The organism is Pseudomonas sp. LB3P25, assembly GCF_054897985.1.
In genome coordinates this window covers 226548-251399 of record NZ_CM142711.1, presented here as the reverse complement: position 1 = coordinate 251399, position 24852 = coordinate 226548, and the positions used below count along the sequence as shown (strand labels likewise).

Genomic DNA, 24852 nt, shown 5'->3' with positions numbered 1-24852 from the left:
TAGTTGCGCCTTTTTTCGCCTGCCAGAGAGCCGATAACAAGCGCTCCGGGGCACCTTATACGGGGGTAGATGCACAAGACTTTTTCGCCACAAGCGTTCCAGTTCTTGCATCTGCCTGAGTCAAACGCAAGTAAGGGTAAAGATATGAAGAAGGCAAAGCTTAGCCTCGCCTGGCAGATCCTCATCGGTCTGGTATTGGGGATTGCAATCGGTGCGCTGCTCAACCATTTCAGCGCCGAAAAAGCCTGGTGGGTCAGCAACGTCCTGCAACCAGCAGGCGATATCTTTATCCGTCTGATCAAGATGATTGTGATCCCGATCGTGATCTCTTCGCTGATCGTCGGTATTGCAGGCGTCGGCGACGCGAAGAAGCTCGGGCGTATCGGCCTCAAGACCATCCTTTACTTCGAGATCGTCACCACCATTGCCATCGTGGTCGGTCTGGTGTTGGCCAACGTGTTCCATCCGGGCACCGGCATCGACATGAGCACCCTGGGTACCGTGGATATTTCCAAGTACCAGGCCACTGCCGCCGAGGTTCAGCATGAACATGCATTCATCCAGACCATCCTCAACCTGATCCCGTCGAACATCTTCGCGGCCATGGCCCGCGGCGAGATGTTGCCGATCATCTTCTTCTCCGTATTGTTCGGTCTCGGTCTGTCGAGCCTGAAATCGGACCTGCGCGAGCCACTGGTGAAGATGTTCCAGGGCGTGTCGGAAAGCATGTTCAAAGTCACTCACATGATCATGAACTACGCCCCGATCGGCGTTTTCGCACTGATCGCGGTGACCGTGGCCAACTTCGGCTTCGCCTCCCTGCTGCCGCTGGCCAAACTGGTGATCCTGGTTTACGTCGCCATCGCCTTCTTCGCCTTCGTGGTGCTGGGCCTGATCGCTCGCCTGTTTGGCTTCTCGGTGATCAAGCTGATGCGCATCTTCAAGGATGAGCTGGTCCTGGCCTACTCCACCGCCAGTTCCGAAACCGTGTTGCCGCGCGTGATCGAGAAGATGGAAGCCTACGGCGCGCCGAAAGCCATTTGCAGCTTCGTGGTCCCGACCGGTTACTCGTTCAATCTCGACGGTTCGACCCTGTACCAGAGCATCGCGGCCATCTTCATTGCCCAGCTCTACGGCATCGACCTGTCGATCAGCCAGCAATTGCTGCTGGTACTGACCCTGATGGTCACTTCCAAAGGCATTGCCGGCGTACCGGGCGTGTCCTTCGTGGTGCTGCTGGCCACCCTGGGCAGTGTGGGTATTCCGCTCGAAGGCCTGGCGTTCATCGCCGGTGTCGACCGCATCATGGACATGGCCCGTACCGCACTGAACGTCATCGGCAATGCCTTGGCCGTACTGGTCATCTCCCGTTGGGAAGGCATGTACGACGACGCCAAGGGCCAACGCTACTGGAACTCCCTGCCACACTGGCGCAGCAAGGAAAAGCTGCCGGTTGGCGAAGTCTCCAGCAACTGATGCACACTCCTTGTGGGAGCGAGCCTGCTCGCGAAGAGGCCGTTAAATTCAACATCTTCGTTGACTGACACACCGCTTTCGCGAGCAGGCTCGCTCCCACATTGGTCCGCGTACATCGCGCTAAACAAACCCCGGAGAAATCCGGGGTTTGTCGTTTCTGGCTACCCCGCTATCATTCGCCGCATTCTTCGGGGGATTTGACTGATGCTTAATGGCCTATGGCTTGGCTTCTTCATCGTGGCTGCCGTTTCGGCACTGGCGCAATGGCTGATCGGCGGTAACGCCGGGATCTTCGCGGCGATGGTGGAAAGCATTTTCGCCATGGCCAAGTTGTCGGTCGAAGTCATGGTCCTGTTGTTCGGCACCCTGACGCTCTGGCTGGGTTTTCTGCGGATTGCCGAGAAGGCCGGGATCGTCGAGTGGCTGGCCAAAGCGCTGGGCCCGTTGTTCCTGCGGCTGATGCCGGGAGTGCCGGCCGGGCATCCAGCCATCGGCCTGATCACGCTGAACTTCGCCGCCAACGGCCTGGGCTTGGACAACGCCGCCACGCCAATCGGCCTCAAAGCCATGAAGGCGCTGCAAGAGCTTAATCCCAGCGACACCATCGCCAGCAACGCGCAGATCCTGTTTCTGGTGCTCAACGCCTCCTCCCTGACCCTGCTGCCGGTGACGATCTTCATGTACCGCGCCCAGCAAGGTGCGCCCGATCCGACCCTGGTATTCCTACCAATCCTGCTCGCCACCAGTTGTTCGACATTGGTTGGCCTGCTGTCAGTGGCGTTCATGCAGCGTCTGCGCCTGTGGGACCCGGTGGTGCTCGCGTACCTGATTCCCGGCGCCCTGGCCCTCGGCGCCTTCATGGCGTTGCTGGCGACGCTCTCAGCCACCGCTCTGGCTGGCCTGTCATCGATCCTGGGCAACGTGACGCTGTTCGGGCTGATCATGTTGTTTCTGGTGATCGGCGCGTTACGCAAGGTGAAGGTGTACGAAGCGTTCGTCGAAGGTGCCAAAGAAGGCTTCGACGTGGCCAAGAACCTGCTGCCGTATCTGGTGGCGATGCTCTGTGCTGTCGGCGTGCTGCGGGCATCTGGAGCGCTGGACTTTGGCCTGGACGGGATCCGGCATCTGGTGGAGTGGGCCGGTTGGGACACGCGCTTCGTCGATGCGCTGCCGACGGCGATGGTCAAGCCGTTCTCCGGTAGCGCCGCCCGGGCGATGCTGATCGAAACCATGAAAACGTCTGGCGTGGACAGCTTCCCGGCGCTGGTGGCGGCGACGATTCAGGGCAGTACCGAAACGACCTTCTATGTATTGGCGGTGTACTTCGGCGCGGTGGGGATCCAGCGGGCGCGGCATGCGGTGGGGTGTGCGTTGCTGGCCGAATTGGCCGGGGTATTGGGCGCGATTGGGGTTTGTTACTGGTTCTTCGGCTAAACGAGAACCCTGCGGGAGCGAGCCTGCTCGCGAAGCGGTGTATCAGTCGACATGAATGTTGGCTGTTACTCAGTCATCGCGAGCAGGCTCGCTCCCACATTGATGTGTATAGGTCTTCAGGGTCTCAGCGGCGGGGCGACTTTCTGCCCTTGCTCAACCGCCCAGCTCACCACCTGCGCCGTCAGTTGATCACTGGCCAAGCCAAACCCGGCCACCACCGCCGGCACCTTCACATCGCTCAACGGTTGGCGCACCTCAAAGCGTCGGCTGGCGAGGATTCGCTGGTCATAACCGCGCACCAGCAACGCATCCAGACGCACGACGACGCTCGCGTTCGTTCCTTGGTATTCAGTCTGGAATGCCTGCAGGCTACCGCCCAGTTCAAGATCCGCCTGGAAGTTGCTGTCGTCGGTACTCAGCAACGGCACCCGACCATCACGCTGAAAACCATCCAACAGACGATTACGCAGCAACACCGGTGCCGGATCGCTCCAGCGTGAAGCCGTGTAGCTGCTGATCAGATCACCCTGAGGGATCACGGCGATCTTCGGGCTGTTCAACGCCTCGCTGGCCTGCGGCTTGGTCAGGCGCAGCGACCAGCGCTGCGGCGTTCCGTGACTGGCCGATGGGCTGCTCTGGGCCGAAGGCAACCGATAGACATCGGACGGCTCGGCCTTGGGCAGGATCGAGCAGGCGCTGAGTACAATGAAGCTGGCGAGGAGGGCGAGGTGAGTCAGCTTCATGGCGTGAACTCCTTGTTCTTGTCATTGCCCAGCAAATAACCGGCGGGGTTGGCTTCCAGACGCTGGGAAATAGCCCGCAACGACGTCAGGGTGTCGCGCAGTTCACGCACCGCCGGGGCCAGGCCATTGAGACCTTGCATACCGCTGTTGAGTGAATCCTGGTTGGTCGTGAGCAACGTATTGATGGTGGCGCTGCTCTGTTCCAGTGACTTCATTGCCTGCTCGGCGCTGCCGAACATCTGCTTGCCTTGATCGTTGAGCATGCCGTTGGCATTGCGCATCAGCGCCGATGTCTGTTCCAGCATCGCGCCGGCTTGCTTGCCGACCGACGCCAGTTGCTGCATCGCCTGGCGGATATCACCGCGTTGGTCGGCGATGGTGCCGGTGGTTTGCTCCAGATGCTCAAGGGTATTGCTGATGCGCTCGACGTTGTCCGAGGAAAACATCTGGTTGGCGTTATGCATCAGCATGTTCACGCCAGCCATCAGGTCGCCGCTGTCGTTCAACAAGCGAGCGATAGGCGAGGGCGATGCAATAATCGTCGGTAACTCACCATCCTTGCCCCTGAGCTTCGGACTCTGCGGAGTACCGCCACTGAGCTGGATGATCGAGGTCCCGGTAATCCCGGTCAGCGCCAGTATCGCCCGGGTGTCTTCCTTGATCGGGGTGTCACCGCCCAGGCGAATCCGCGCCAATACCCGGCGCGGGTCTTTCGGGTCCAGACGCAGGGTCACCACGTCGCCGACCTTGATCCCGCTGTACTGCACGGCACTGCCCTTGGACAGGCCGCTGACGGCCTCGTTGAAGACGATTTCGTAATCCTTGAACTCGGTGTCGACGCTGGACTTGGCCAGCCACAAGCCGAAGAGCAGGGCGCCCGCCACCACAATCACGGTGAACAGGCCGATCAATACATGATGGGCTCGGGTTTCCATGTCAAACCTCCTTAAGCTGTTGAGCAGCGGTCAGCGCCGCGCGGCCGCGAGGGCCATGGAAGTATTCGTGAATCCACGGATCGTCGGTTTCCGAGACTTTGTCGATGGCATCCGCCACCAGCACTTTCTTCTGCGCCAGCACCGCCACCCGGTCGGTGATGGTGTAGAGCGTGTCGAGGTCGTGGGTGACCAGAAACACACTCAGGCCCAATGCATCGCGCAGGGTCAGGATCAATTGATCGAACGCGGCCGCGCCAATCGGATCGAGGCCGGCGGTGGGTTCGTCGAGAAACAGGATGTCCGGGTCCAGCGCCAGCGCCCGGGCCAGGGCCGCACGCTTGATCATGCCGCCGGACAGCGAAGCGGGGTATTTGTCGGCCGCCGACAGCGGCAACCCGGCCAAGGCCAGTTTCACCGCCGCCAGGTGTTCAGCGTCCTCTCGGCTCAAACCGGCATGTTCGATCAGGGGCAGGGCGACGTTCTCAGTGACCGTCAGCGAAGAGAACAGGGCGCCTTTCTGGAACAGCACGCCGAAGCGCCGTTCGACCTTCGAGCGTTCGTGTTCAGACAGCGTCGGCAGGTTTTTACCCAAGACCTTCACCACACCTTCGCTAGGCTGGCGCAACCCGACGATGCTGCGCAACAGCACCGATTTACCGCTGCCGGAACCGCCGACCACGGCGAGGATTTCTCCCTTGTACAAATCCAGATCGAGGTTCTCATGCACGCTCTGGCGGCCAAAGCGATTGCACAGCCCGCGGACTTCGATCACCGCCTCAGAGGGCGCTCGGGGTAGACGACTCACCAGCCCATCTCCATGAAAAACAGCGCAGCCACGGCGTCGAGTACGATCACCACGAAAATCGACTGCACCACGCTCGACGTAGTGTGCGCGCCCACGGACTCGGCGCTCCCGCTGACTTTGAAGCCTTCAAGACAGCCGATGGCGGCGATCAAAAACGCGAAGATCGGCGCTTTGACGATCCCCACCAGAAAATGCTGAACGCCGATGTCCGATTGCAGCAGCGACAGGAACATCGCCGGCGAAATATCCAGCGACACTGCGCAGACAACACCGCCGCCGACAATCCCCGAGAGCATCGCCAGAAAGGTCAGCATCGGTAGCGCGACCAGCAGGGCCAACACGCGCGGCACCACTAGCAACTCCATCGGGTCGAGGCCCAAGGTGCGGATGGCGTCGATTTCTTCGTTGGCTTTCATCGAACCGATCTGCGCGGTGAACGCGCTGGCGGTGCGGCCGGCCATCAGGATCGCGGTCAGCAACACACCGAATTCACGCAGGAAGGAGAACGCCACCAGGTCCACGGTGAAAATACTCGCGCCGAAACTCGCCAGCACCGTCGCCCCGAGAAACGCCACCACCGCGCCCACCAAAAAGGTCAGCAGGGCGACGATGGGGGCAGCGTCGAGGCCGGTCTGTTCGATGTGCGCCACCATCGGAGTAATACGCCAGCGCTTGGGACGAAACAGACCACGGGCAATGGTTTCCAGGATCAGGCCGACAAAACCCAGCAGTTCCAGGGTGTCCTGCCAGACCGCGTCGACCGCCCGGCCGATGCGGGTCAGCAGTTGAATGCCGACGCTGATTTCCGGGTCTTTGATCGGTACGCAGAAGTCGGTCAGCGAGCAATAGACAGTCTGCAACAAGGCACGGTCGGCCGAGGACAGTGTGCAATCGGGATGCTCGGCGGATCGGCCCAAACGCTCGGACCCGAGCAATTCCACCAGCAGCGACGCGCCGGCGGTGTCGAGCGCGCCGAGGCCGTTGAGGTCGATGTGAGTGCTGTCGTCGTATTGGCCGTGGAGCTTTTCGCTCAGGTGCTTGAGATCGGCGTAATGGGCAAGCGTCCAGTCACCCGTGACCCGCAACTGAGCGGGGGAGTGAGAGGTGTCCAGTTGGGCACTGCCGGCTATTGCGCTGCTGCTCATAAGCTCCGTGCTTGTTCGGCTATTTCGCAGAGCTACGTAATAGCATGAACCGCATTACTTTTCTTTGGTCGGTGTGCTGTCCGTAATGGTGAAGCGCAACACACCGATAACCTGGCCATCTTCGGTCAGCACCCGAACCTGCCATTTACCCGCGGGGTTGCCGGGGAAATTCTGCTTGTGGGTCCACGCCCGATAGCCTTCCTTGCGCCCGCCATGGATGTCCAGGGGAATGCGGTCGACCTCTTTGCCGTTGAACTGCCACACGTGATAGATCCGCTCATCCAGACCGCGCGGGGCGTTGATCGCGGTGTAGGCGTACAGCCCGCCGCCGCGAATCTGCTCGGCACTGACTTCATCGAGGCTGTCGCCCGGGGTGCGGTCCTGCATTTCGGTGCTGATCGCCACGTCGGTCATCCATAGGGTCGCTGGCGGCACCCAGGATCGCAGCACCCAACCGAGCGCGCCGATGCCCAGCGTGATACTGAGAATCGCCAAGGCATTGCGCACGGTACGGATCGGGAAGATCGACGCCAGGCTCGGGAACGACAGCACGACGGCCGTGCCCAGGGCCAGTTTGAAACTCTGGGACGTGGTCAGGTGCAGGATGATGGGCAGGGCGGTCAGCAATGCAGCGAACAGCGTCAGGGTGTGCAGCGCCAGGAACGCCCAGCGCCGGGGGGCCAGCCATTTGTAGTAGAGCGGGTCGATGATGGAAATCAGCGCGGCGATGCCCAGCAGCCCGGTGAAGAATAGCTGGCCGCTGTTCCAGGTGGTGGTGATAAAAAAGAACGGCAGGACGAAGAACAGGCTTTCCTGGTGGATCATCTGCGTGGCGTAACGCAGCAGAGGCTGGGGTATTTCGCGTTTGAAGATCCTGGCGAACAGCTTGGTGAGGCTGTTTTCCAGCATCAGCCAGATCCAGCTGACCAGCATGATGGTGGTGATCCAGGTTGCCAAACCTTGCTGGCGATCCACCAGAATGAAGCTGCCGACTCCGGAAATGAAACCACCGAGCGCAATGACCCCCGGGTAGCGCTTCATCAATTCCAGGATGCGCTGGATGTATAGGGTCAGAGTAGGCATTCGGCGGTTCGCAATAGTCGTGGGAAAAATCCCCGACAGGGTAACCGCCGCGGGTCGGCGTGGCGAGGGGCTGCGGTCCGATCATAAAACCCGTGTAGCAGCTGCGTTGTGGCGAGGGGATTTATCCCCGTTCGGCTGCGAAGCAGTCGTGAATCGTTACGTTGGTTATGCCTGGCAGACCGCGATGCAGGTTTAACGACTGCTACGCAGCCGAACGGGGATAAATCCCCTCGCCACAACGCTACACGGTTCGCGGTGACCTTCGATGCAAGCGCCAACCCAGCAGCATCAATACGATGAGCCCCAACACCCCGGCAATCGACCACATCAACTGGTCATCACTGATCAACGGCTTTTCGATCCGCAGGTAGCCCGGCTGCATGAGCAATTCACGCATGGCCTTGTTTGCCTCCTCCAGCGTCACCCCTTGCAGTTCCTTGGCCGGGTCGGCGAAACGGCCGTTCTCGTAGTCCCCAAGGGCACTCCAGTAATAATCGGCCAGCGCGCTATTGCCTTGCACGGCCCAGGCCTGACGGGCGATGGCGGCCTGTTTGAGGCGATTGAAGGTGTTGGCATTGAGACCGTCCCTGAGCAACCCGGTCTTCAGATCATCCAGCACCTGTTCGGCCTTGGACACGTCGTCGCGTTCGAGGTCGGCGTTCAGGCTCATGAAGCCCACGCCGCCAAACACCTCGCGCTCGGCCGAAGGCCCGTAGGACAAGCTATGGATCAGGCGCAATTGGCGGTAGAGGGCCCAGTCCAGATAGTCCTTGAGCAAGTCGAAGGTTTCGTCATGCTGATCTTCCAGCACCGGCTCCGGCACCAGCCAATGCAACTTGGCACTGCCGCCGATAAAACCGTGACTCAGGGTCCGCTCATGTGCAGCACTGGCCTGGATAGCCGGCAAGGGCGGGTGATCGGTCGGGTCGACCGCTTCAAGCGCGCCATAAGACCGTTCCAGATAGGCCGGCAGCAACCGCTCGAGGTCGCCAACCACGATCAGCGTCATGTTGTTGGGCGCATACCAGGCCTTGCGTACCTTTTCCACCTGATCGCGGGTCAGGTGATCGACCTCAGGCCGCTCGGGGCATTTGAGGCCCAGTTCCACCGCCAGTTGATTACTCGCCGTGTGGCCAAGATCCTGGCGATCCAGCCAGCGTTGCAGGTGCGAGTAATGGCCGCCGTCCTCGCGCTCGACCACTTGTTTGGCGGCGTTGATGGCGTTGTCGTCGATTCGGGTCTGGGTCAGCAGCGCCAGCAGCAGATCCAGAACCTTGCGCTGGTTTTTCGCCGGGGCTTCGATGACGAACGTCGTGTCGGCATTGCTGGTGTAGGCGTTCCACTCGCCACCCAGGGCCTGCATGCGCTCTTCCAGCCCGCCTTCACCCGTGGCGTCGATGCCGCTGAACAGCAAGTGCTCAAGCAGGTGCGGCAGCTCCTTGTCGGCGCAGCTGAAATCATCGATGCCGACGCCGACCACCAGACGAATTGCCACATGCCCGCGCTCGGTGCCGGGTTTGAGCAGCAATTGCAGGCCGTTGGGCAGCGTATAGCCCTCGACCTGAAAGCGATCCAGGGCAAATGAAGGGAATGAGCCAAGCAACAGACAGGCGAACAACAAACAACGCATAGCAAGCTTCCAGGCAACCAATCGGAGATCCGTGTCGTCAGCCAGGCCGCCTTCGCGAGCAGGCTCGCTCCCACAGGTGATCTGAGTCGGACACAATTTCCGAGTACACCGAAGATCCACTGTGGGAGCGAGCCTGCTCGCGAAGGCGGCCTTTATGCTGAATCAATGTTACTGACTGACCACTCTGCCAGACGTTCAAGGTGAATGCGTGATGTCAGCCAAATCGTCGACCGCCAGCGCGCCGGTGTCGGTAGTTTCCAGCACCACATAGGCGCTGCTGCAAAACAGCGAATTCAGACGCTTCATGTCGGCAATCAACTCCAGGTGCAACGAGCTGGTCTCGATACTCTGCACGATCTTACGTTGCAATCGGCTGACGTGAGCATGGGCCAGGCGGCGTTCCTGTGCGCGAAAGCGACGTTTCTCACGCAGTAACTGGCGGGCACTTTCCTTATCGGCACTGAGGAACACTGACAAGCCGAGGCGCAGGTTGGAAATCAACTGACTGTGCAGCCCCGCCAACTCTTCCAGGCCGACCTCGGAAAAGGACCGGCGCTGCGAGGTTTTCTGCTGCTGGACCTTGCGCAGCATGCGTTCGATGAGGTCGCTGGCGAGTTTGAGGTTGATCGCCAGCTCGATCGTTTCCGCCCAACGACGGCTGTCCTGCTCGCTGAGGTCTTCGCGGGGCATTTGCGCCAGGTACAGCTTGATTGCACCGTAGAGCGATTCCACATCATCGGTCAGGCGCCGCATTTCCTGGGTCACGGCGGTTTGCTTGCCGTGCAGCACGTCGAGCATGGCCTCGAGCATGTTGTCGATCAGGTCGCCGATGCGCAGGGTTTCCCGGGCGGCATTGGCCAGCGCGAGACTAGGCGTGACCAGCGCTGTTGGATCAAGATGCCGCGGTTTGGCGGTACCGTTGATTTCCGGCCGTTCCGGCAGCAGCCATGCGCAGAGCCTGGCCATTGGCCCGACACTGGGCAGCAAGATCAGGCAGCGCGCGGTGTTGTAGAGCAGGTGAAAGCCGATGACCATTTCCTGAGGGCTGAAGTCCAGACTGTCGATCCAGTGCACCAACGGGTCGAGTACCGGGATGATCAGCAACAGGCCGATGAGTTTGTAGAGCAGGCTGCCCAACGCCACTTGTCGGCCGGCGGCGTTCTGCATGCTGGTGCTGAGGAAGGCAAGGATGCCGCTGCCGATGTTGGCGCCGATCACCAGTCCAATGGCCACGGGCAGGCTGATCACTGCGGCACCGGCCAGGGTCGCGGTCAGCAGGACGGCGGCCAGGCTGGAGTAGGAAACCATCGCAAACAGCGCGCCGACCAGGGCATCCAGCAGGATGTCGCCGGTCAGCGAGGCGAAAATCACCTTCACGCCTTGGGCCTGGGTGATCGGCGCGGCGGATTCGACGATCAGTTGCAGCGCCAGGATGATCAGCCCCAGGCCGATACTGACGCGGCCCATCTGTCCGACCCGGGTCTGTTTGCGCGACAGGAAGAAAATCACCCCGAGAAAGATCAGCAGCGGCGACAGCCATGACAGGTCCAAGGTCAGCACCCGCGCCATCAGCGCGGTACCGACGTCGGCCCCGAGCATGGTCGCCAGGGCCGGGGTCAGCGCCATCAGGCCCTGACCGACAAAGGAGGTGACGAGCATGGCGGTGGCGTTGCTGCTCTGGACCATCGCCGTCACGACGATGCCCGAGATGAACGCCAGCCAGCGCTTGGACATGTTCCGGCCGATCACGTGGCGCAAGTTTGAACCGTAGACCCGCAAGATGCCGGTTCGGACGATGTGCGTGCCCCAAATCAACAAGGCCACGGCAGATAACAAATTGAGCAGGGTGAGCATGCAGGCCCCCTGGGGTGGTAGCGCCCCAAAGGGGCAAGATGACGGTGCCGCGCGTTCTTCTACGTTCTGTACTTAAGCTGTAGTTGGCTAACGGTCTGCGCGCCAGCATCGCACAGCTAAAGAAGCGATTGAAACAAAACTGTCATGAAAACAGGTTGATGCAGATATGAAAAAGGGGCTCGAAGGTCTCAGCCGGACAGTTGAAAAGGTGCGCGAACACAACCCCTGTGGTGAAGGAGCTTGCTCCCGCAGGGCTGCGCAGCAGCCCCATTGAGGGAGAGTTCAATCGCTGAAGTGATCCTCGCCCAGTCCTACGTCGATCAGATACTTGGCTGTCTCGGGGTTTCGTTCGTCGCAGCGGGCATAGCATTTGATGTGAAGGATCAAGCTGTACTTGTGCGGAATCAACAGGATGACACCGTCCAGTTGATCAAAGAGTTTGGCTTGAAGCTGCACCTTATCCTCTTGGGTTTCTATTTTTAGCCAGTCGTTACCTTCCACAGGTTCTGGAGTCCACCCGACTTGTTTGAACTTTTGTTGTAACTCCTCAAGAAGTTTTACCGCTTGCTCGAACGGCAAGGTTTCCAGCATCGGCGACGTAGTCAGGGTGATCGCTTTGAATTCGGACCACCCAATCGCACCGAACTTTGTGGCAGGCAACGTGAATCCATGTTGCTTGTCATCAAAAGTAATTATTACTGGCGTGCTAATCCAGGTGGAGCTTGGGTGAGGTGGTTCACCGGGATAGATGGCGGTTTCGCCCTTTACAGGAAATGTCGAATCGCGCACCACATCGTCGTAACTTTTTCCGATGTGAAAGGAAAGTTGCTCCGGTCCACGGCTGAAAAAAAAAGCCACGGTGATTGTCACCAACGCAACGGCAGCAGAAAGTAAGTAGGTATTTCGCTTGTGCATCACTTGATACCACCGCCGCTCGCAATGTCAGTAATGGACAGTTTTAATTTTGCTCGAGAAGCTGGCTCATTAAGCAATGTGTCAAATTGAGTGGCGGCGCGTAAGACGAACTCCATCCTTTGGTCCTTGTCGGCGAGGTTCGCGAGCGGATTACTACCGAAAGCAACTTTCTTGTTGTCAGGCGCTTTGCATTGGCTAGCAAGGGTAAGCTGGATCTCCTCGGCTGCCCCTGGCAACAATCCCGTTACAACCGAAATGACATCGCCTCCATGAGTGCCTCGCATGAGCATGGCGAAATGAGTTTCGTCGTACATTGCTGGTTGCAGGATATTTACTTGTTCATGAGTCGCCATTCGCTCGACGCTACCCTTGATGTTTCCGTCGTCGATGGCTTTGAACGTTGCGTAGATTTCCGGGGTATCTGCGCCAAACTCAACTTTCCCCGCAATCGGCCACATCACATCTTTCACAATGCCACGACGACTCTTCAAGCACTTCTCCATTTCCTTATAGCCCCGCACCATAAAAAACCGATGCAGCGGATAAACATCCAGAAACAGTGAGGTGTTACCGAGGGCAAGCATTTCATACACGTAGTCCAACTGCTGCTGAACAACAGAACGAGAGTTGTCGCCGAAGGTAATATCTTCAGTAGGAAGGGGATTGGCCGCTTTGGCGTTCGTTAACTCTTTCTCGATTTCTGGATCAGTCTTGCTGAGCTTGAACCCAAACCCTTCGAAAATGGTTTCCGACTTACCCGTCCGCAATTTCTCCTGCGCCGCCTTCTGCGCCGCAATAGCCGTTTGCAACTTGGTGGCATGAATCAACCCACACCCCACCTGCTTCGAAGCAAACGCCGCCAACCCCGCCCACTGAAACCGGTTATCCGCCAGCCACAACTGCGCATACGCGGCGTTGATCTTGCGGTTGCGAACTTGCGGGTCGGCAATCAGTACACCTCCCGGTGCGACCCATTCTTCGGCTTCTTTCTGAAACCTGCGCCAGAGGCAGTTACAGGTTAGCAACGGCACTTCGACGCGGGTTTTCGGGTTGGGGCCGCCCTTGGTGGTTTCGCGTTTGCAGGCGGGCAGTTCGCAGGTGCTGTCCCAGAGTTTTTTCATGTCCAGATCGTCTGGAGCGATGCATTGTCCGGTCATTTCATTCTTCCTTGAGGCTCAGACGGTCCAGCGGACGACGGCGAGGTCGGGCTGTAAGGTGGCGACGCTTTGGGTCATGCCCAGGGCGTTGGTCTGGCCTTTGACGATGCGGCCTTCGGCGGTTTCGATTTCGTAGTCTTGTTCGGCAATCGGTTCGCCATTGCCGGCGCTGGTGGCTTTGAATTCGACCAAGGGCTGACCAATGATCGGCAGGAGCGGAATGAATGGCGCGGGGGTGTGACTGCTGCCGATGATGACGTTGCCGGAGCCGCCGATCACCACGCCGCCATGGCTGGCGGTGCTGTCAAGGGTCATGGCATTCAGGCCGTTGATGAACACCGTTGAAGAGAATCCACCGCTGAGGGCCTGACCACAGGTGCATTTGTCGCTGACCCGAGCGGCGGCGAGACCGTTGAAAAAGACATCGGGTGAGCCGCTGGCAATCGGGTTGGTGCCGTGACCGGGGAGGGGACAGGTGGTCGGGTCCGTGAGGCGTGCAGCCGGTTTTCCTGACATATGCATTCCTTGTCATTGTCGTTTGAAGCGAGCGAGGGACGCTAACCACCAGAACTCTGTGCGTCAACCTTAGGAAAGAACTGTCGGCTAATTCTTCAACTGCGTTGGTGTGATTCACGCGCTCTGCGACACATGTTTAATGACACCCAGAGTTACTTCTCGGAGGCTACAACGCCTTGCGTCGTTGCCTACGGCTGCGCCAGAATCCGCCGGCTTGTGCGCCTTGGCCCGGGTCTCTATCGTTTCCCAGTCGCTGAAAAACAGTGATCGGGTTTGGTAGCCCGGAGTCTGGCGCATAGCCACTTCTTGCGGACGCTTATTGAGGTCGCAGCTTTATGGTGGTCATGCGCAGGGTCCCTTCGGGGGCGCCGGTTCCAGTACTCCGGTCTACCAACCTGTGTATGGCCGCCACCCCTCGTTTGGTAGCGAGAGTGATGGCTCCACGTAATCAGTACTGGAGTTCTATCTATGTTCAAGGTAACGCCCAACCCACCGGACACCGATCCGGTCCCCCACGACTTCCCGCCGCGTAAACCCAGCAGCATTTTCTTCATAGACCCCAAGGTCGATAACGAAACCTTGCTCGGGCACGCCTGCGAATCGTTGGCGTCAGCCAGCGTAATGGCCAGTGATTTCGCAGGGTTTCTGGATGGCCCACAGCGCAGCACTCTGCTGGGGATTCAGCAAAGCATCATGTTGGGGGAATTGGCGGTGAATCGAGTGCTGGATAACCTCGATCCGCCAGGGTAATCACAGAGCAAAAAAAATGTGGGAGCGAGCCTGCTCGCGATGGGGCCGTCACATTCAACATTGATGTTGACTGACAGGCCGCTATCGCGAGCAGGCTCGCTCCCACAGGTTTTGTGCACTGGCTGACACCAGCCTGTGCACAGGTTCGGATTACTGCCCCGGAATGTCCTTGCGCAGTTTCACCGGGTCCTGCTGCTTGCGCTTTTTCATCATCGCGGTGCGCATCTTGATGTTGATCGCTTCCACCGCCAGCGAGAACGCCATGGCGAAGTAGACGTAGCCTTTTGGCACGTGAACGTCGAAGGATTCAGCAATTAGCACAGTGCCGACGATCAACAGGAACGACAGCGCCAGCATCTTCAGCGACGGGTGCTTGTCGATGAACTCGCTGATGGTGCCAGAAGCCCACATCATCACCAGCACGGCAACGATGATCGCCGCGACCATGACCGGTACGTAGGACACCATGCCCACGGCGGTGATGACCGAGTCCAGCGAGAACACGATGTCGATGATTGCGATCTGAATGATGGTGTAGAGAAAGTTGCCGCCCTTGCCGCCCGGCTCCTCATTGGTTTCGTCTTCACCTTCCAGCGCGTGATACATCTCTTGCGAGCTTTTCCACAGCAGGAACAGACCACCGAAGAACAGGATCAGGTCACGCCCGGAAATGCCTTGGCCGAACACTTCGAACAGGTCCGCGGTGAGACGCATGACCCAGGTGATCGACAGCAGCAACAGGATCCGCGTGACCATGGCCAGTGCCAGGCCGAAAATCCGTGTGCGTGCCTGCATGTGCTTGGGCATGCGGCTGACCAGGATCGAAATCATGATGATGTTATCGATACCCAGGACGATTTCCAGGGCGGTCAGGGTAAAGAAGGCAACCCAGATTTCAGGGTTGGTCAGCCAGTCCATGTGTATTCCTTTGAGGATGTGTTAAACCACGAAGGGCCCAGGCTTCAAACAACAAAGCCTGGACCCGTCATGGTGAGACTTGGGCTTATAGCGTGCTGAACAGCGGAAAAATCCCCATCAGCAAAGCGGCGATCAGTATGCACACGCAAACCAGCACTGCCCACTTCAGGGTGAAACGCTGGTGATCACCGAAGTCGATACCGGCCAGGGCCACCAACAGGTAGGTCGATGGTACCAGCGGGCTCAACAGGTGGACGGGCTGACCGACGATCGAGGCACGTGCCATTTCAACCGCGGTTATACCGTAATGGCTGGCGGCTTCCGCAAGTACCGGTAACACGCCGTAATAAAATGCATCGTTCGACATGAAGAATGTGAACGGCATGCTCACCAGTGCAGTGATCACCGCCAGGTACGGGCCGAGGAAGTCCGGGATGACCGCCAACAGGCTTTTCGACATCGCATCGACCATGCCGGTGCCCGACAGGATACCGGTGAAGATACCGGCCGCGAAGATCAAACCGACCACCGCCAACACGCTACCGGCGTGAGCCGAGACACGGTCCTTCTGCTGTTGCAGGCACGGGTAGTTGACGATCATCGCGATACTGAAAGCCACCATAAACAGCACGGGCAGCGGCAACAGACCGGCGACCAGGGTGCCCATCAGAGCCAGGGTCAGGGCGCCGTTGAACCAGATCAAATTCGGACGACGAGCATCCGGGAATTGCGAAACGGTGATTTCACTGTGGTCGATTTCATCGCCCACCAGGTGCAGCTCACCCAGGCGCGCACGCTCACGCTTGCCATAGAAGTAGGCAATCATGAGGATGGCCACCACCCCGAAAGCCATCGCCGGAATCATGGGTACGAAGATGTCGGACGGGTCCACATGCAACGCACTGGCCGCACGCGCGGTCGGGCCGCCCCATGGCGTCATGTTCATCACGCCACCGGCGAGGATGATCAGACCGGCCATGATTCGCGGGCTCATGCCGATGCGAGCGTAGAGCGGCAGCATGGCGGCCACGCAGATCATGTAAGTGGTTGCGCCGTCGCCGTCCATGGACACGATCAGCGCCAGTACGGCGGTGCCGACCGAAACTTTCAACGGGTCGCCCTTGACCAGTTTGAGGATCTTGCGCACGGCCGGGTCGAACAGGCCGGAGTCGATCATCAGGGCGAAGTACAGAATGGCGAACATCAGCATCACACCGGTCGGTGCGAGCTTGGTGATGCCTTCGAGCATCATCGGGCCGATCTTCGGCGCAAAACCACCGAACAGCGCGAACAGAATCGGGATGATGATCAGAGCGATCAGCGCGGAAAGGCGCTTGGTCATGATCAGGAACATGAAGGTGATGACCATGGCAAAGCCAAGGAAAGTCAGCATGGGAATACTCCAGGCATAGCGCGGCTAGGGAATGGGCGAACCGGGTGGGTCAGCGCAGAACGGGAAGCACAAGGCGTATGGGCGGAGTGACAGCGAAGCGGCGGGTAGAAGAGGACATCAGGATCACCATTGTTGTTGTTAAATGGACCGTGCAAGCAATCGAACACTCACATTGGCCAACCGGTCTGTTGCCGGCAGTGGGGGCGATCCTAATCGGGGAAGCTTTCACCCAGCTTTCGCGGATGAACGTATTGACCAGATGTGCAACCGGTCGTCGGACGGGTTTCGAGTCCCTGAACACAGGGCAGGAGGAAAAAACATGGCCGAAATTCATACGGGCGGCTGCCATTGCGGACATCTGCGCTATCAATTCAGCGGGCCCTTGCACGACATCGCCCATTGTCATTGTTCGATTTGCCGACGGGTCAGCGGCGGGATCGTGACCACTTGGATCACCGTGCCCGCGTCAGCCTTTGAATGGGTGAAAGGGACACCCGCGCAGTACGACTCATCAACAACCTGCGTGCGGTATTTCTGCGGCAACTGTGGCGCGCAGCTGGCGCTGGTTTCGCACCTGAGCCCGGACAGCATCGACGTGACCATCGCCACCCTCGATCATCCCGAGCAGGCACCCGCCGACAGGCATATCTGGACTGACAACCGTCTGCCCTGGCTGCATCTGGACGAACATTTGCCCGGCGAAGCTGAGGAACAGTTGTAAACTGATCAAAAAATAGACAGATCCAGCGGCCGAATGGCGCCCATCCAGATGGCATGCTCGGTGTGGTCGAGCAGATCGTTCCCGGTGTCCGGATGCAGGAACACCACCAAACCCTTGCGGTTGAGCGCAAGCCAGGGCAGCACGTCGCCGATGTATTGCGGCTCGAAAGCCAACTGGCAGCTCCAGTCCGGGTGCGGGCCCACCGGGCGTTCATGGACGCGCCCCATTTTCACTGGAAACAATTGCGCCGCCTGCTCACACAAGGCTCGCGCCTGAGAAAGGGTGCTGGCGTCGAAATAAACATGGGCGTGGTAGCCCTTGATCCGCTGCATTTGAAAGCCTCTGAACCGAGTCGAACCGGCGTTGTTTCCCACAGGTCACACGCATATAGGTAGGAAGAACGGAGCACGGCCATGAAAAATGCCGAAACCCCGGTGGTGAAAGTGGTGCTTTATGGTGCCATGAGTAGCCTGGGCAGTGCGCTGATGGCTGAAATGCTGCGGCGCCAACATGAAGTGATCGCGATTCTCGATGACCTGACGGCCCTCGCGCCGCGCCCGGGATTGCGGACCAAGACCGGCGATTTGTTCGACGCCAAGCGGGTCAAGCAGAGCGTCGCCGGGTGTTCGGCAGTGATCTGTCTGCTGGATGCACCCGGGTTGCCGATGAACAGCGAGCACGTGGAAAAATACATCGTGCCGGGCCCGGTCGAGCAAGTGCTGGCGGTGGATGCTCTGATCGATGGCATGCAGGCCTCGGGAATTGCCCGGCTGTTTCTGGTCGGAGATTTCGAGGTACTGGACGATCCGGAGATCGAAGATCGACTACAACGCCACGCCGCCGAAGAAATCCGCGAGGCCCTGCAGAGCAGCACCTTGCACTGGACGCTGGTGAATGCGCCACGCGGAGTGGCCGGGCTGACCATCGAGCATTTCAGCCACGTCAGCAGCAGCCTGGAGCCTGGCCTCGCCGAACCGCTTGAGCGGTTGAGCCGGGTGGCCGTTGGGATTGCCGATGAGTTGCGGTTGAACCTGCATGTCGGTGAGCATGTGAATTTCGTTGCGACTTCAGAGCCGTAAAGATCGCAGCCTGCGGCAGCTCCTACAGGGCTCCACGTATCGACATCGATCTTTGGCATGCGCGGCCCCCCCCTGTAGGAGCTGCCGCAGGCTGCGATCTTTTCGCTTCTAAACGGCAATCGACGGCAACGGTAAGCCATTCAACGATTGCGCACTGCTGGCCTGCTCAGCCATCAGCCAGTCCACAAACTGTTGAATCAGCGCACCACGCCGTTTTCGCTGGGGCAGGACCACGTAATAGCCGAGCCTGGAAATGACCGTTTCCGCAATCGGTCGACACAACAAACCTTGCGCCAGCAAGTTATCCACAAGGTGCCGCCAGCCAATGGCCACGCCTTGGCCGCCAATTGCCGCCTGGATCAGCAACGTGTAATTGTCGAAACGCAATTGTCCCGGCGCTGGCGCCGAAGCGATCCCCAACTCGCGAAACACGCCGCTCCAGTCGAACCAGTTGCTGCTGTTTTCGCCTCGAAGGTGCAGCAGCGGGAACTCGAGCAATGACTGGGATGGCAAGGGCAGGGGACGATCCTTCAACAGCAGCGGGCTGCACACCGGAAAGACTTCTTCGCTGAACAGCCAATGGCTTTCGCCCTGCTTGAATCGGCCATCACCAAACAACACCGCCACATCAATATCGGTGCGCAGCATGTTGAGGCTGCGTTCGCTGGTGACCAGGCTGACGTCCACTTGAGGGTTGGCGGCATGAAAGCGATGCAGGCGCGGCATCAGCCAATACGCGGCGAAGGCGAAATCGGTGGCGACCTGCAACACTTCATGTTGGTGCTGTGCACTGATCGCGCTTAATCCTGCGTCGATGTTCTGCAATCCGAGCTGAACCTGCTCAAACAGGATCGTCCCGGCCTCGGTCAGTTCGATGCCGCGATAGATCCGGTCGAACAGCCGCGTTCCGAGTTGTTCTTCCAACCGTTTGATCTGCTGACTGATAGCCGGTTGCGTGGTGCCGAGCTCCACCGCGGCAGCCGTGAAACTGCGCTGACGGGCCGCCGCTTCAAAGGCGCGAAGCAAATCCAGAGACAAATCACCAAGGGCGTCATACATAAGCTGTGCTTATCCTAGTCATTGCCGCGCATGGGCTTTACCACAAATTGCTTGGGCTACATGCTCGATCGCAGCACTCTCGCATAAATATTCACTATGGAATGCCGCGATCACATGAAGCGCAAGAATATTCTTTTCATCATGGCCGATCAGATGGCCGCGCCAATGTTGCCGTTCTACGGCCCTTCGCCCATCAAACTGCCCAATCTCAGCCGCCTCGCCGCCGAAGGCGTGGTGTTCGACGCCGCTTATTGCAACAGCCCACTGTGCGCGCCGTCGCGTTTTACCCTGGTCAGCGGTCAATTGCCGAGCAAGATCGGCGCCTACGACAACGCGGCCGATTTCCCCGCCGACGTACCCACTTATGCCCACTACCTGCGTCGACTCGGCTACCGCACCGCGCTGTCGGGCAAGATGCATTTCTGTGGCCCGGATCAGCTACACGGCTATGAAGAACGCCTGACCAGCGACATCTACCCGGCCGATTACGGCTGGTCTGTGAACTGGGACGAGCCAGACGTGCGTCCAACCTGGTTTCACAACATGTCTTCGGTGCTGCAAGCCGGGCCGTGCGTACGCACCAATCAGCTGGATTTCGACGAAGAGGTGGTGTTCAAGGCCCAACAGTATTTGTTCGATCACATCCGCGAGGAGGGCGATCAGCCGTTTTGCCTGACCGTTTCGATGACTCACCCACACGACCCGTACACCATTCCCAAGGCCTTCTGGGATATGTACGACGACGCCGACATCCCGTTGCCCGAAACCCCGGCGCAGACCGAGCTTGATCCGCACTCCCAGCGTTTGCTCAAAGTTTACGACCTGTGGGACAAACCGTTGCCTGTGGATAAGATTCGCGATGCGCGCCGGGCGTACTTCGGTGCGTGCAGCTATATCGACAGCAACGTCGGCAAACTCCTGCAAACACTCGAGGAAACCGGCCTGATAGACGACACCATCATCGTGTTCTCCGGCGACCACGGCGACATGCTCGGCGAGCGTGGTCTCTGGTACAAAATGCATTGGTACGAAATGGCCGCCCGCGTGCCGCTGTTGATCAGTGCACCGGGGCAATTCGGGGCTGGCCGGGTCAGCGCGGCGGTCTCTACTGCCGATCTGTTGCCGACCTTCGTGGAACTGGCCGGCGGTTCGCTGGAGCCGGGGCTGCCGCTGGATGGCCGCTCGCTGGTTTCGCACCTGCAAGGGCAGGGCGGTCATGACGAGGTCTTCGGTGAATACATGGCCGAAGGCACTATTAGCCCGCTGATGATGATTCGCCGCGGCGCCTACAAATTCATCTACAGCGAAGACGACCCTTGCCTACTCTTCGACGTACACAACGACCCGCGTGAACTGGAAGAACTCAGCCAATCGCCGCAACATCGGCCGCTTTTCGATGAATTTCTCGCTGAAGCCCGGGCCAAGTGGGATATCCCGACGATTCACCAACAAGTGCTCGCCAGCCAACGGCGCCGACGTTTTGTCGCCGAGGCGTTAACCATCGGCAAGCTCAAGAGCTGGGATCACCAGCCGCTGGTGGACGCCAGTCAGCAGTACATGCGCAACCACATCGACCTCGACGATCTGGAGCGCAAAGCACGTTATCCACAACCCTGCCAAAACCAATAATGTTAAGGGGAATGCCATGCGTAGGTTATCCACAGCAATGACGGTCGGGCTTCTGGCTCTGGGCAGTGCATCGGCGTATGCCGATCAGAGTTGCGAGACGGTGAAAATGGCCGACCCTGGCTGGAGCGACATTGCCGCGACCAACGCCATCACCGGGTTTCTGCTGGACGGCATGGGCTATAAGGCCAAGGTCGACACGCTTGCAGTGCCGATCACCTTTGGCGGCTTGAAAGATGGCCAGGTCGATGTGTTTCTGGGTAACTGGATGCCGGCACAGCAGGGTTTCTACGACAAGTTCGTGGCCACCGGTGATGTCACGCAACTGGCAAAGAACCTCGACGGCACCGAGTTCACGCTCGCCGTCCCGGATTACGTCTGGGACGCGGGTGTGCATAACTTTTCCGACCTGAACAAATACGCCGACAAGTTCGACAAGAAGATCTACGGCATCGGCTCCGGCGCTCCCGCCAACATCTCCTTGCAGGAAATCATCAAGAAGAACGACTTCGACATGGGCCAGTGGAAACTGGTCGAGTCCAGCGAGCAGGCAATGCTGGCGGAAGTGTCTCGCGCGGTGAAAAAACAGAAGTTCGTGACCTTCCTCGGCTGGACCCCGCACCCGATGAACGTGCAACTGAAAATGCATTACCTCAAGGGCGGCGAGAAGTACTTCGGCGACACCGGCAGCGTCCACACCCTGACCCGCAAAGGTTATGCACAGGCCTGCCCGAACGTTGGCAAACTGCTCACCAACCTGAATTTCACCCAGGACATGGAGAACAGCATCATGGCCGAGGTGGTGAACAAGAAGGTTAGTAATGCTGATGCGGCCAAGGCGTGGATCAAGGCTAATCCGGCGGTGCTGGATAAGTGGCTGGATGGGGTGAAGACCGTAGATGGGAAGGATGCGTTGCCGGCGGTAAAAGCCAAACTTTGATCGAGTAGTGCTGGATTCTGTGCCTGGCTCAAGATCGCCCCCTCACCCCAGCCCTCTCCCCACGGGGGAGAGGGGAAAGGGGGCCGATCTCCATGCTTTTCAAATCCTGCGTTCACCTCGATATTTCAGGTCGATGTAGCTTGAGAAAACAACTCGGTCAGTCCCCTCTACCTTCTGGGGCGGTCCGACGTTTCGGGAGGGTTAGGAGGGGTGGATTCATCTGACACTCCTCACACCCTGCTACCCTTGCGCAAACCCCCACCCGAGAGGACCCATGGCCTTCCCAAGCCGCCATTCGCTCTTCCCTTTCCTCAGCTGGTTGCCTCGGCAAACCCGCGCCAGCGTCGGTCGCGATCTGATCGTTGGCCTCAGCGGTGCGATTCTCGCGCTGCCGCAATCCATTGCCTACGCGCTGATCGCCGGTCTCCCGCCGGAATACGGTCTATACGCTGCGATTATTCCGGTGCTGATTGCGTGTCTCTGGGGTTCTTCGTGGCACTTGATCTGCGGTCCTACGGCGGCGATTTCGATTGTCTTGTACGCCAGCGTCAGTCCTCTGGCCGTTCCTGCGTCAGAGGACTACGTCACCCTGATCCTGTTACTGACGCTGCTTGCCGGTATTTTCCAGTGGCTGCTCGGTTTGCTGCGCTTTGGCGCCTTGGTGAATTTCGTCTCGCACTCGGTGGTGCTGGGTTTCACCCTCGGCGCGGCGGTGGTGATTGCCATCGGCCAACTGCCGAATTTGTTGGGGCTGGATTTGCCCAACCAGGCAACAGCGCTGAACAGCTTGATGATGCTGTTCAGTCATCTCGGCGAAGTGGATAAACCTTCGCTAATGCTGGGCTTGGCGACAGTCGTGGTGGGCGTGGTGTTGAAACTGCTGTTGCCACGCTGGCCGACACTGTTGATCACCCTGGTGCTGAGCGGATTGCTGGTCTGGCTCTGGCCATCGATGTTCGGCCATGTGAAGTTGGTCAGCGCGTTTGTCGGCCGACTGCCGCCCTTCAGCCCGCTGCCGCTGGATCTGGACCTGATTCTGCGCTTGCTACCCAGCGCGGTGGCAGTGGGCATGCTCGGGCTGGTCACCAGTCTGTCGATTGCCCGATCCTTGTCAGCCCGCTCCCAGCAGTTGCTCGACGCCAATCAGGAAGTCCGCGCCCAGGGTTTATCGAACATGGTCGGAGCGTTTTTTTCCGGATCGCTGTCAGCCGGTTCCTTCACCCGCTCGGGCCTGAGCTACGAAGCGGGTGCCTGCTCGCCGATGGCCGGCGTTTTTTCGGCGGTGTGGGTGGCGCTGTTTGCCATCTTCGGCGCGAATTTGATCGCGCACATTCCGATTCCGGCCATGGCCGGCAGCATTTTGTTGATCGCCTGGGGGCTGGTGGATCATCGCGGCATTCGCGCGTTGTTGCGGGTCAGCCGCGCCGAGTTCCTGGTCATGGCGCTGACCTGTGTCGCCACGCTGCTGCTGGAATTGCAGACGGCGATCTACGCCGGGGTGCTGGCATCGCTGTTCTTCTACCTCAAACGCACCTCGCAACCGCGGGTCCAGCATTGGCGAGATGGGGATGAGGACATCCTGCGGGTTGGCGGTTCGATCTTTTTCGGCGCCAGCCATTACCTGCAAGTACGCCTGCAACGGATGCACGGCGCGCGCGTGGTGATCGAAGCGCAGCAAATCAACTTCATCGACTATTCAGGCGTGGAGATGCTGCACCAGGAAGCGCGACGGCTATTGCGCCAGGATCGCAGCCTGACCCTGCGGCGCGCGCGGCCGCAGGTGGTGGAAGAGTTGAGGAAGCTGGAAGGGGCGGAGAAATGCCCGATCCGGTTTGAGGATTAAAGCGCGAGTTGCCGACGCAACTCGGCCAACACCGGCGCCGTGTCCGGGCGCACGCCGCGCCACAGGAAGAAGGCTTCTGCCGCCTGTTCGGCCAACATCCCCAAGCCATCCATCGACACGGCCGCGCCATGTTCAGTGGCCCAACGACAGAACGACGTCGGCTCCTTGCCGTACATCATGTCGTAGCAAACCGTCTTACCCGGCTCGATCAAACTGCTGGCAATCGGCGGTACATCCCCTGACAGACTGGCGGACGTCGCGTTGATGATCAGGTCCACCGACTCCTTCAACCAATCGAAACCACTGGCCGACACCGGCCCCAGGTCCGCGAACAATTCCGCCAGCAGTTCGGCTTTTTCCACCGTGCGGTTGGCGATGACCACCGAGGCGGGTTGCTCGGCCAGCAACGGCTCCAGCGCACCGCGCACCGCGCCACCGGCACCCAGCAGCAGGATGCGTTTGCCTTTGAGGCTGAAACCGGCGTTGACCGTCAGGTCCCGAACCAGTCCGGCGCCATCGGTGTTGTCGCCCAGCAGGCTGCCATCAGCGAGTTTGCTCAGGGTGTTCACCGCACCGGCGCGCTGCGCCCGCGCCGTCAGACTGTTCGCCAGACGATAGGCCTCTTCCTTGAACGGCACCGTCACATTCGCCCCGCGACCTTCGAGGAAAAACATCCGGGCGAAGGTGGAAAAATCGTCGAGGGGCGCCAGCAATGTACTGTAGTCGAGCTTTTGAGCGGTCTGCTCGGCGAACAGACGGTGGATCAGCGGCGACTTGCTGTGGCCAATCGGGTTACCAAATACGACGTAACGGTCCATCAGGATTCCTCG

General features: G+C 59.4%; 23 protein-coding genes. 8 read left to right on the top strand and 15 right to left on the bottom strand.

The window, feature by feature from the left end; all coding sequences use genetic code 11:
- Positions 1-144 precede the first annotated feature (144 nt).
- On the top strand, positions 145-1476 hold the full coding sequence (gltP, locus tag ACYZTW_RS01145) for a glutamate/aspartate:proton symporter GltP (protein ID WP_462003410.1): 1332 nt from the start codon (positions 145-147) through the stop codon (positions 1474-1476).
- Between the two features lie 204 nt (positions 1477-1680).
- A complete protein-coding gene (locus ACYZTW_RS01140; protein ID WP_150657803.1) occupies positions 1681-2910 on the top strand; it encodes a nucleoside recognition domain-containing protein in 1230 nt (409 codons plus the stop codon).
- Positions 2911-3026: 116 nt separating this feature from the next.
- On the opposite strand, the gene ACYZTW_RS01135 is transcribed toward ACYZTW_RS01140, so the two are convergent.
- From ACYZTW_RS01135 to ACYZTW_RS01090, 10 genes are all read right to left on the bottom strand, one after another.
- Complete coding sequence (locus tag ACYZTW_RS01135) at positions 3027-3653, bottom strand: ABC-type transport auxiliary lipoprotein family protein (RefSeq protein ID WP_462003409.1); 627 nt, start codon at positions 3651-3653, stop codon at positions 3027-3029.
- On the bottom strand, positions 3650-4588 hold the full coding sequence (locus ACYZTW_RS01130; RefSeq protein ID WP_462003408.1) for an MlaD family protein: 939 nt from the start codon (positions 4586-4588) through the stop codon (positions 3650-3652). The genes ACYZTW_RS01135 and ACYZTW_RS01130 overlap by 4 nt, the downstream gene beginning before the upstream one ends.
- Position 4589: 1 nt before the next feature.
- The gene (locus ACYZTW_RS01125) at positions 4590-5393 is read right to left on the bottom strand and encodes an ABC transporter ATP-binding protein (protein ID WP_462003407.1); all 804 of its coding nucleotides are present in this window, start codon (positions 5391-5393) and stop codon (positions 4590-4592) included.
- Positions 5390-6538: an ABC transporter permease gene (locus ACYZTW_RS01120; protein ID WP_462003406.1), complete on the bottom strand. Its 1149-nt coding sequence runs from the start codon at positions 6536-6538 to the stop codon at positions 5390-5392. Before ACYZTW_RS01120 ends, ACYZTW_RS01125 begins: the two co-directional genes overlap by 4 nt.
- A gap of 54 nt (positions 6539-6592) precedes the next feature.
- A complete protein-coding gene (locus tag ACYZTW_RS01115) occupies positions 6593-7621 on the bottom strand; it encodes a DUF5924 family protein (protein WP_462003405.1) in 1029 nt (342 codons plus the stop codon).
- A gap of 241 nt (positions 7622-7862) precedes the next feature.
- Positions 7863-9251: a M16 family metallopeptidase gene (locus ACYZTW_RS01110; RefSeq protein WP_462003404.1), complete on the bottom strand. Its 1389-nt coding sequence runs from the start codon at positions 9249-9251 to the stop codon at positions 7863-7865.
- A gap of 195 nt (positions 9252-9446) precedes the next feature.
- Positions 9447-11105 carry a Na/Pi cotransporter family protein gene (locus ACYZTW_RS01105; protein ID WP_462003403.1) on the bottom strand — a complete coding sequence of 553 codons (1659 nt, stop codon included), beginning with the start codon at positions 11103-11105 and terminating at the stop codon, positions 9447-9449.
- Positions 11106-11387: 282 nt separating this feature from the next.
- Positions 11388-12020 (bottom strand): hypothetical protein, encoded by a 633-nt coding sequence (locus tag ACYZTW_RS01100; RefSeq protein WP_462003402.1) that lies wholly within the window; start codon positions 12018-12020, stop codon positions 11388-11390.
- The gene (locus ACYZTW_RS01095; protein ID WP_462003401.1) at positions 12020-13177 is read right to left on the bottom strand and encodes a DUF2515 family protein; all 1158 of its coding nucleotides are present in this window, start codon (positions 13175-13177) and stop codon (positions 12020-12022) included. The genes ACYZTW_RS01100 and ACYZTW_RS01095 overlap by 1 nt, the downstream gene beginning before the upstream one ends.
- An 18-nt stretch (positions 13178-13195) precedes the next feature.
- Positions 13196-13693: a PAAR domain-containing protein gene (locus tag ACYZTW_RS01090; protein ID WP_462003400.1), complete on the bottom strand. Its 498-nt coding sequence runs from the start codon at positions 13691-13693 to the stop codon at positions 13196-13198.
- Between the two features lie 468 nt (positions 13694-14161).
- On the opposite strand from ACYZTW_RS01090, the gene ACYZTW_RS01085 reads away from it, so the two are divergent.
- Positions 14162-14443 (top strand): DUF6124 family protein, encoded by a 282-nt coding sequence (locus ACYZTW_RS01085; protein WP_046044899.1) that lies wholly within the window; start codon positions 14162-14164, stop codon positions 14441-14443.
- A gap of 150 nt (positions 14444-14593) precedes the next feature.
- Here ACYZTW_RS01085 and ACYZTW_RS01080 read toward each other — a convergent pair whose 3' ends face one another.
- Complete coding sequence (locus ACYZTW_RS01080; RefSeq protein WP_462003399.1) at positions 14594-15361, bottom strand: TerC family protein; 768 nt, start codon at positions 15359-15361, stop codon at positions 14594-14596.
- 85 nt (positions 15362-15446) lie between these two features.
- Positions 15447-16754, bottom strand: coding sequence for a CitMHS family transporter (locus ACYZTW_RS01075; protein WP_462003398.1), 1308 nt, complete (start codon positions 16752-16754; stop codon positions 15447-15449).
- 319 nt (positions 16755-17073) lie between these two features.
- On the opposite strand from ACYZTW_RS01075, the gene ACYZTW_RS01070 reads away from it, so the two are divergent.
- Complete coding sequence (locus ACYZTW_RS01070) at positions 17074-17475, top strand: GFA family protein (protein ID WP_462003397.1); 402 nt, start codon at positions 17074-17076, stop codon at positions 17473-17475.
- A 5-nt stretch (positions 17476-17480) separates the two neighbouring features.
- On the opposite strand, the gene ACYZTW_RS01065 is transcribed toward ACYZTW_RS01070, so the two are convergent.
- On the bottom strand, positions 17481-17807 hold the full coding sequence (locus tag ACYZTW_RS01065; protein ID WP_462003396.1) for a DOPA 4,5-dioxygenase family protein: 327 nt from the start codon (positions 17805-17807) through the stop codon (positions 17481-17483).
- 81 nt (positions 17808-17888) lie between these two features.
- Between ACYZTW_RS01065 and ACYZTW_RS01060 the strand changes: the two genes are divergently transcribed.
- Positions 17889-18554 (top strand): NAD(P)-dependent oxidoreductase, encoded by a 666-nt coding sequence (locus tag ACYZTW_RS01060; protein WP_462003395.1) that lies wholly within the window; start codon positions 17889-17891, stop codon positions 18552-18554.
- 108 nt (positions 18555-18662) lie between these two features.
- Here ACYZTW_RS01060 and ACYZTW_RS01055 read toward each other — a convergent pair whose 3' ends face one another.
- A complete protein-coding gene (locus tag ACYZTW_RS01055) occupies positions 18663-19613 on the bottom strand; it encodes a choline sulfate utilization transcriptional regulator (protein ID WP_095126794.1) in 951 nt (316 codons plus the stop codon).
- Between the two features lie 114 nt (positions 19614-19727).
- Between ACYZTW_RS01055 and betC the strand changes: the two genes are divergently transcribed.
- The 3 genes from betC (at position 19728) to ACYZTW_RS01040 (ending at position 24022) form a co-directional block, all read left to right on the top strand.
- Positions 19728-21242 carry a choline-sulfatase gene (gene betC, locus ACYZTW_RS01050; protein ID WP_462003394.1) on the top strand — a complete coding sequence of 505 codons (1515 nt, stop codon included), beginning with the start codon at positions 19728-19730 and terminating at the stop codon, positions 21240-21242.
- A gap of 16 nt (positions 21243-21258) precedes the next feature.
- Positions 21259-22179, top strand: a complete 921-nt coding sequence (gene choX, locus ACYZTW_RS01045; protein WP_462003393.1) for a choline ABC transporter substrate-binding protein — start codon at positions 21259-21261, stop codon at positions 22177-22179.
- Positions 22180-22453: 274 nt separating this feature from the next.
- On the top strand, positions 22454-24022 hold the full coding sequence (locus ACYZTW_RS01040; RefSeq protein WP_462003392.1) for a SulP family inorganic anion transporter: 1569 nt from the start codon (positions 22454-22456) through the stop codon (positions 24020-24022).
- Here the strand turns inward: ACYZTW_RS01040 and aroE are convergent.
- On the bottom strand, positions 24019-24840 hold the full coding sequence (aroE, locus tag ACYZTW_RS01035; protein WP_462003391.1) for a shikimate dehydrogenase: 822 nt from the start codon (positions 24838-24840) through the stop codon (positions 24019-24021). The two genes, ACYZTW_RS01040 and aroE, sit on opposite strands and share 4 nt — an antisense overlap.
- Positions 24841-24852 lie beyond the last annotated feature (12 nt).

Coding starts and splice junctions, on each gene's coding strand:
- ACYZTW_RS01140 (WP_150657803.1), top strand. CDS start 1,681: ATGCTTAATGGCCTATGGCTTGGCTTCTTCATCGTGGCTGCCGTTTCG.
- betC (WP_462003394.1), top strand. CDS start 19,728: ATGAAGCGCAAGAATATTCTTTTCATCATGGCCGATCAGATGGCCGCG.
- ACYZTW_RS01085 (WP_046044899.1), top strand. CDS start 14,162: ATGTTCAAGGTAACGCCCAACCCACCGGACACCGATCCGGTCCCCCAC.
- gltP (WP_462003410.1), top strand. CDS start 145: ATGAAGAAGGCAAAGCTTAGCCTCGCCTGGCAGATCCTCATCGGTCTG.
- ACYZTW_RS01115 (WP_462003405.1), bottom strand. CDS start 7,621: ATGCCTACTCTGACCCTATACATCCAGCGCATCCTGGAATTGATGAAG.
- ACYZTW_RS01065 (WP_462003396.1), bottom strand. CDS start 17,807: ATGCAGCGGATCAAGGGCTACCACGCCCATGTTTATTTCGACGCCAGC.
- ACYZTW_RS01095 (WP_462003401.1), bottom strand. CDS start 13,177: ATGACCGGACAATGCATCGCTCCAGACGATCTGGACATGAAAAAACTC.
- ACYZTW_RS01080 (WP_462003399.1), bottom strand. CDS start 15,361: ATGGACTGGCTGACCAACCCTGAAATCTGGGTTGCCTTCTTTACCCTG.
- aroE (WP_462003391.1), bottom strand. CDS start 24,840: ATGGACCGTTACGTCGTATTTGGTAACCCGATTGGCCACAGCAAGTCG.
- ACYZTW_RS01070 (WP_462003397.1), top strand. CDS start 17,074: ATGGCCGAAATTCATACGGGCGGCTGCCATTGCGGACATCTGCGCTAT.
- ACYZTW_RS01055 (WP_095126794.1), bottom strand. CDS start 19,613: ATGTATGACGCCCTTGGTGATTTGTCTCTGGATTTGCTTCGCGCCTTT.
- ACYZTW_RS01135 (WP_462003409.1), bottom strand. CDS start 3,653: ATGAAGCTGACTCACCTCGCCCTCCTCGCCAGCTTCATTGTACTCAGC.
- ACYZTW_RS01130 (WP_462003408.1), bottom strand. CDS start 4,588: ATGGAAACCCGAGCCCATCATGTATTGATCGGCCTGTTCACCGTGATT.
- ACYZTW_RS01110 (WP_462003404.1), bottom strand. CDS start 9,251: ATGCGTTGTTTGTTGTTCGCCTGTCTGTTGCTTGGCTCATTCCCTTCA.
- ACYZTW_RS01090 (WP_462003400.1), bottom strand. CDS start 13,693: ATGTCAGGAAAACCGGCTGCACGCCTCACGGACCCGACCACCTGTCCC.
- ACYZTW_RS01105 (WP_462003403.1), bottom strand. CDS start 11,105: ATGCTCACCCTGCTCAATTTGTTATCTGCCGTGGCCTTGTTGATTTGG.
- choX (WP_462003393.1), top strand. CDS start 21,259: ATGCGTAGGTTATCCACAGCAATGACGGTCGGGCTTCTGGCTCTGGGC.
- ACYZTW_RS01120 (WP_462003406.1), bottom strand. CDS start 6,538: ATGAGCAGCAGCGCAATAGCCGGCAGTGCCCAACTGGACACCTCTCAC.
- ACYZTW_RS01100 (WP_462003402.1), bottom strand. CDS start 12,020: ATGCACAAGCGAAATACCTACTTACTTTCTGCTGCCGTTGCGTTGGTG.
- ACYZTW_RS01040 (WP_462003392.1), top strand. CDS start 22,454: ATGGCCTTCCCAAGCCGCCATTCGCTCTTCCCTTTCCTCAGCTGGTTG.
- ACYZTW_RS01075 (WP_462003398.1), bottom strand. CDS start 16,754: ATGCTGACTTTCCTTGGCTTTGCCATGGTCATCACCTTCATGTTCCTG.
- ACYZTW_RS01060 (WP_462003395.1), top strand. CDS start 17,889: ATGAAAAATGCCGAAACCCCGGTGGTGAAAGTGGTGCTTTATGGTGCC.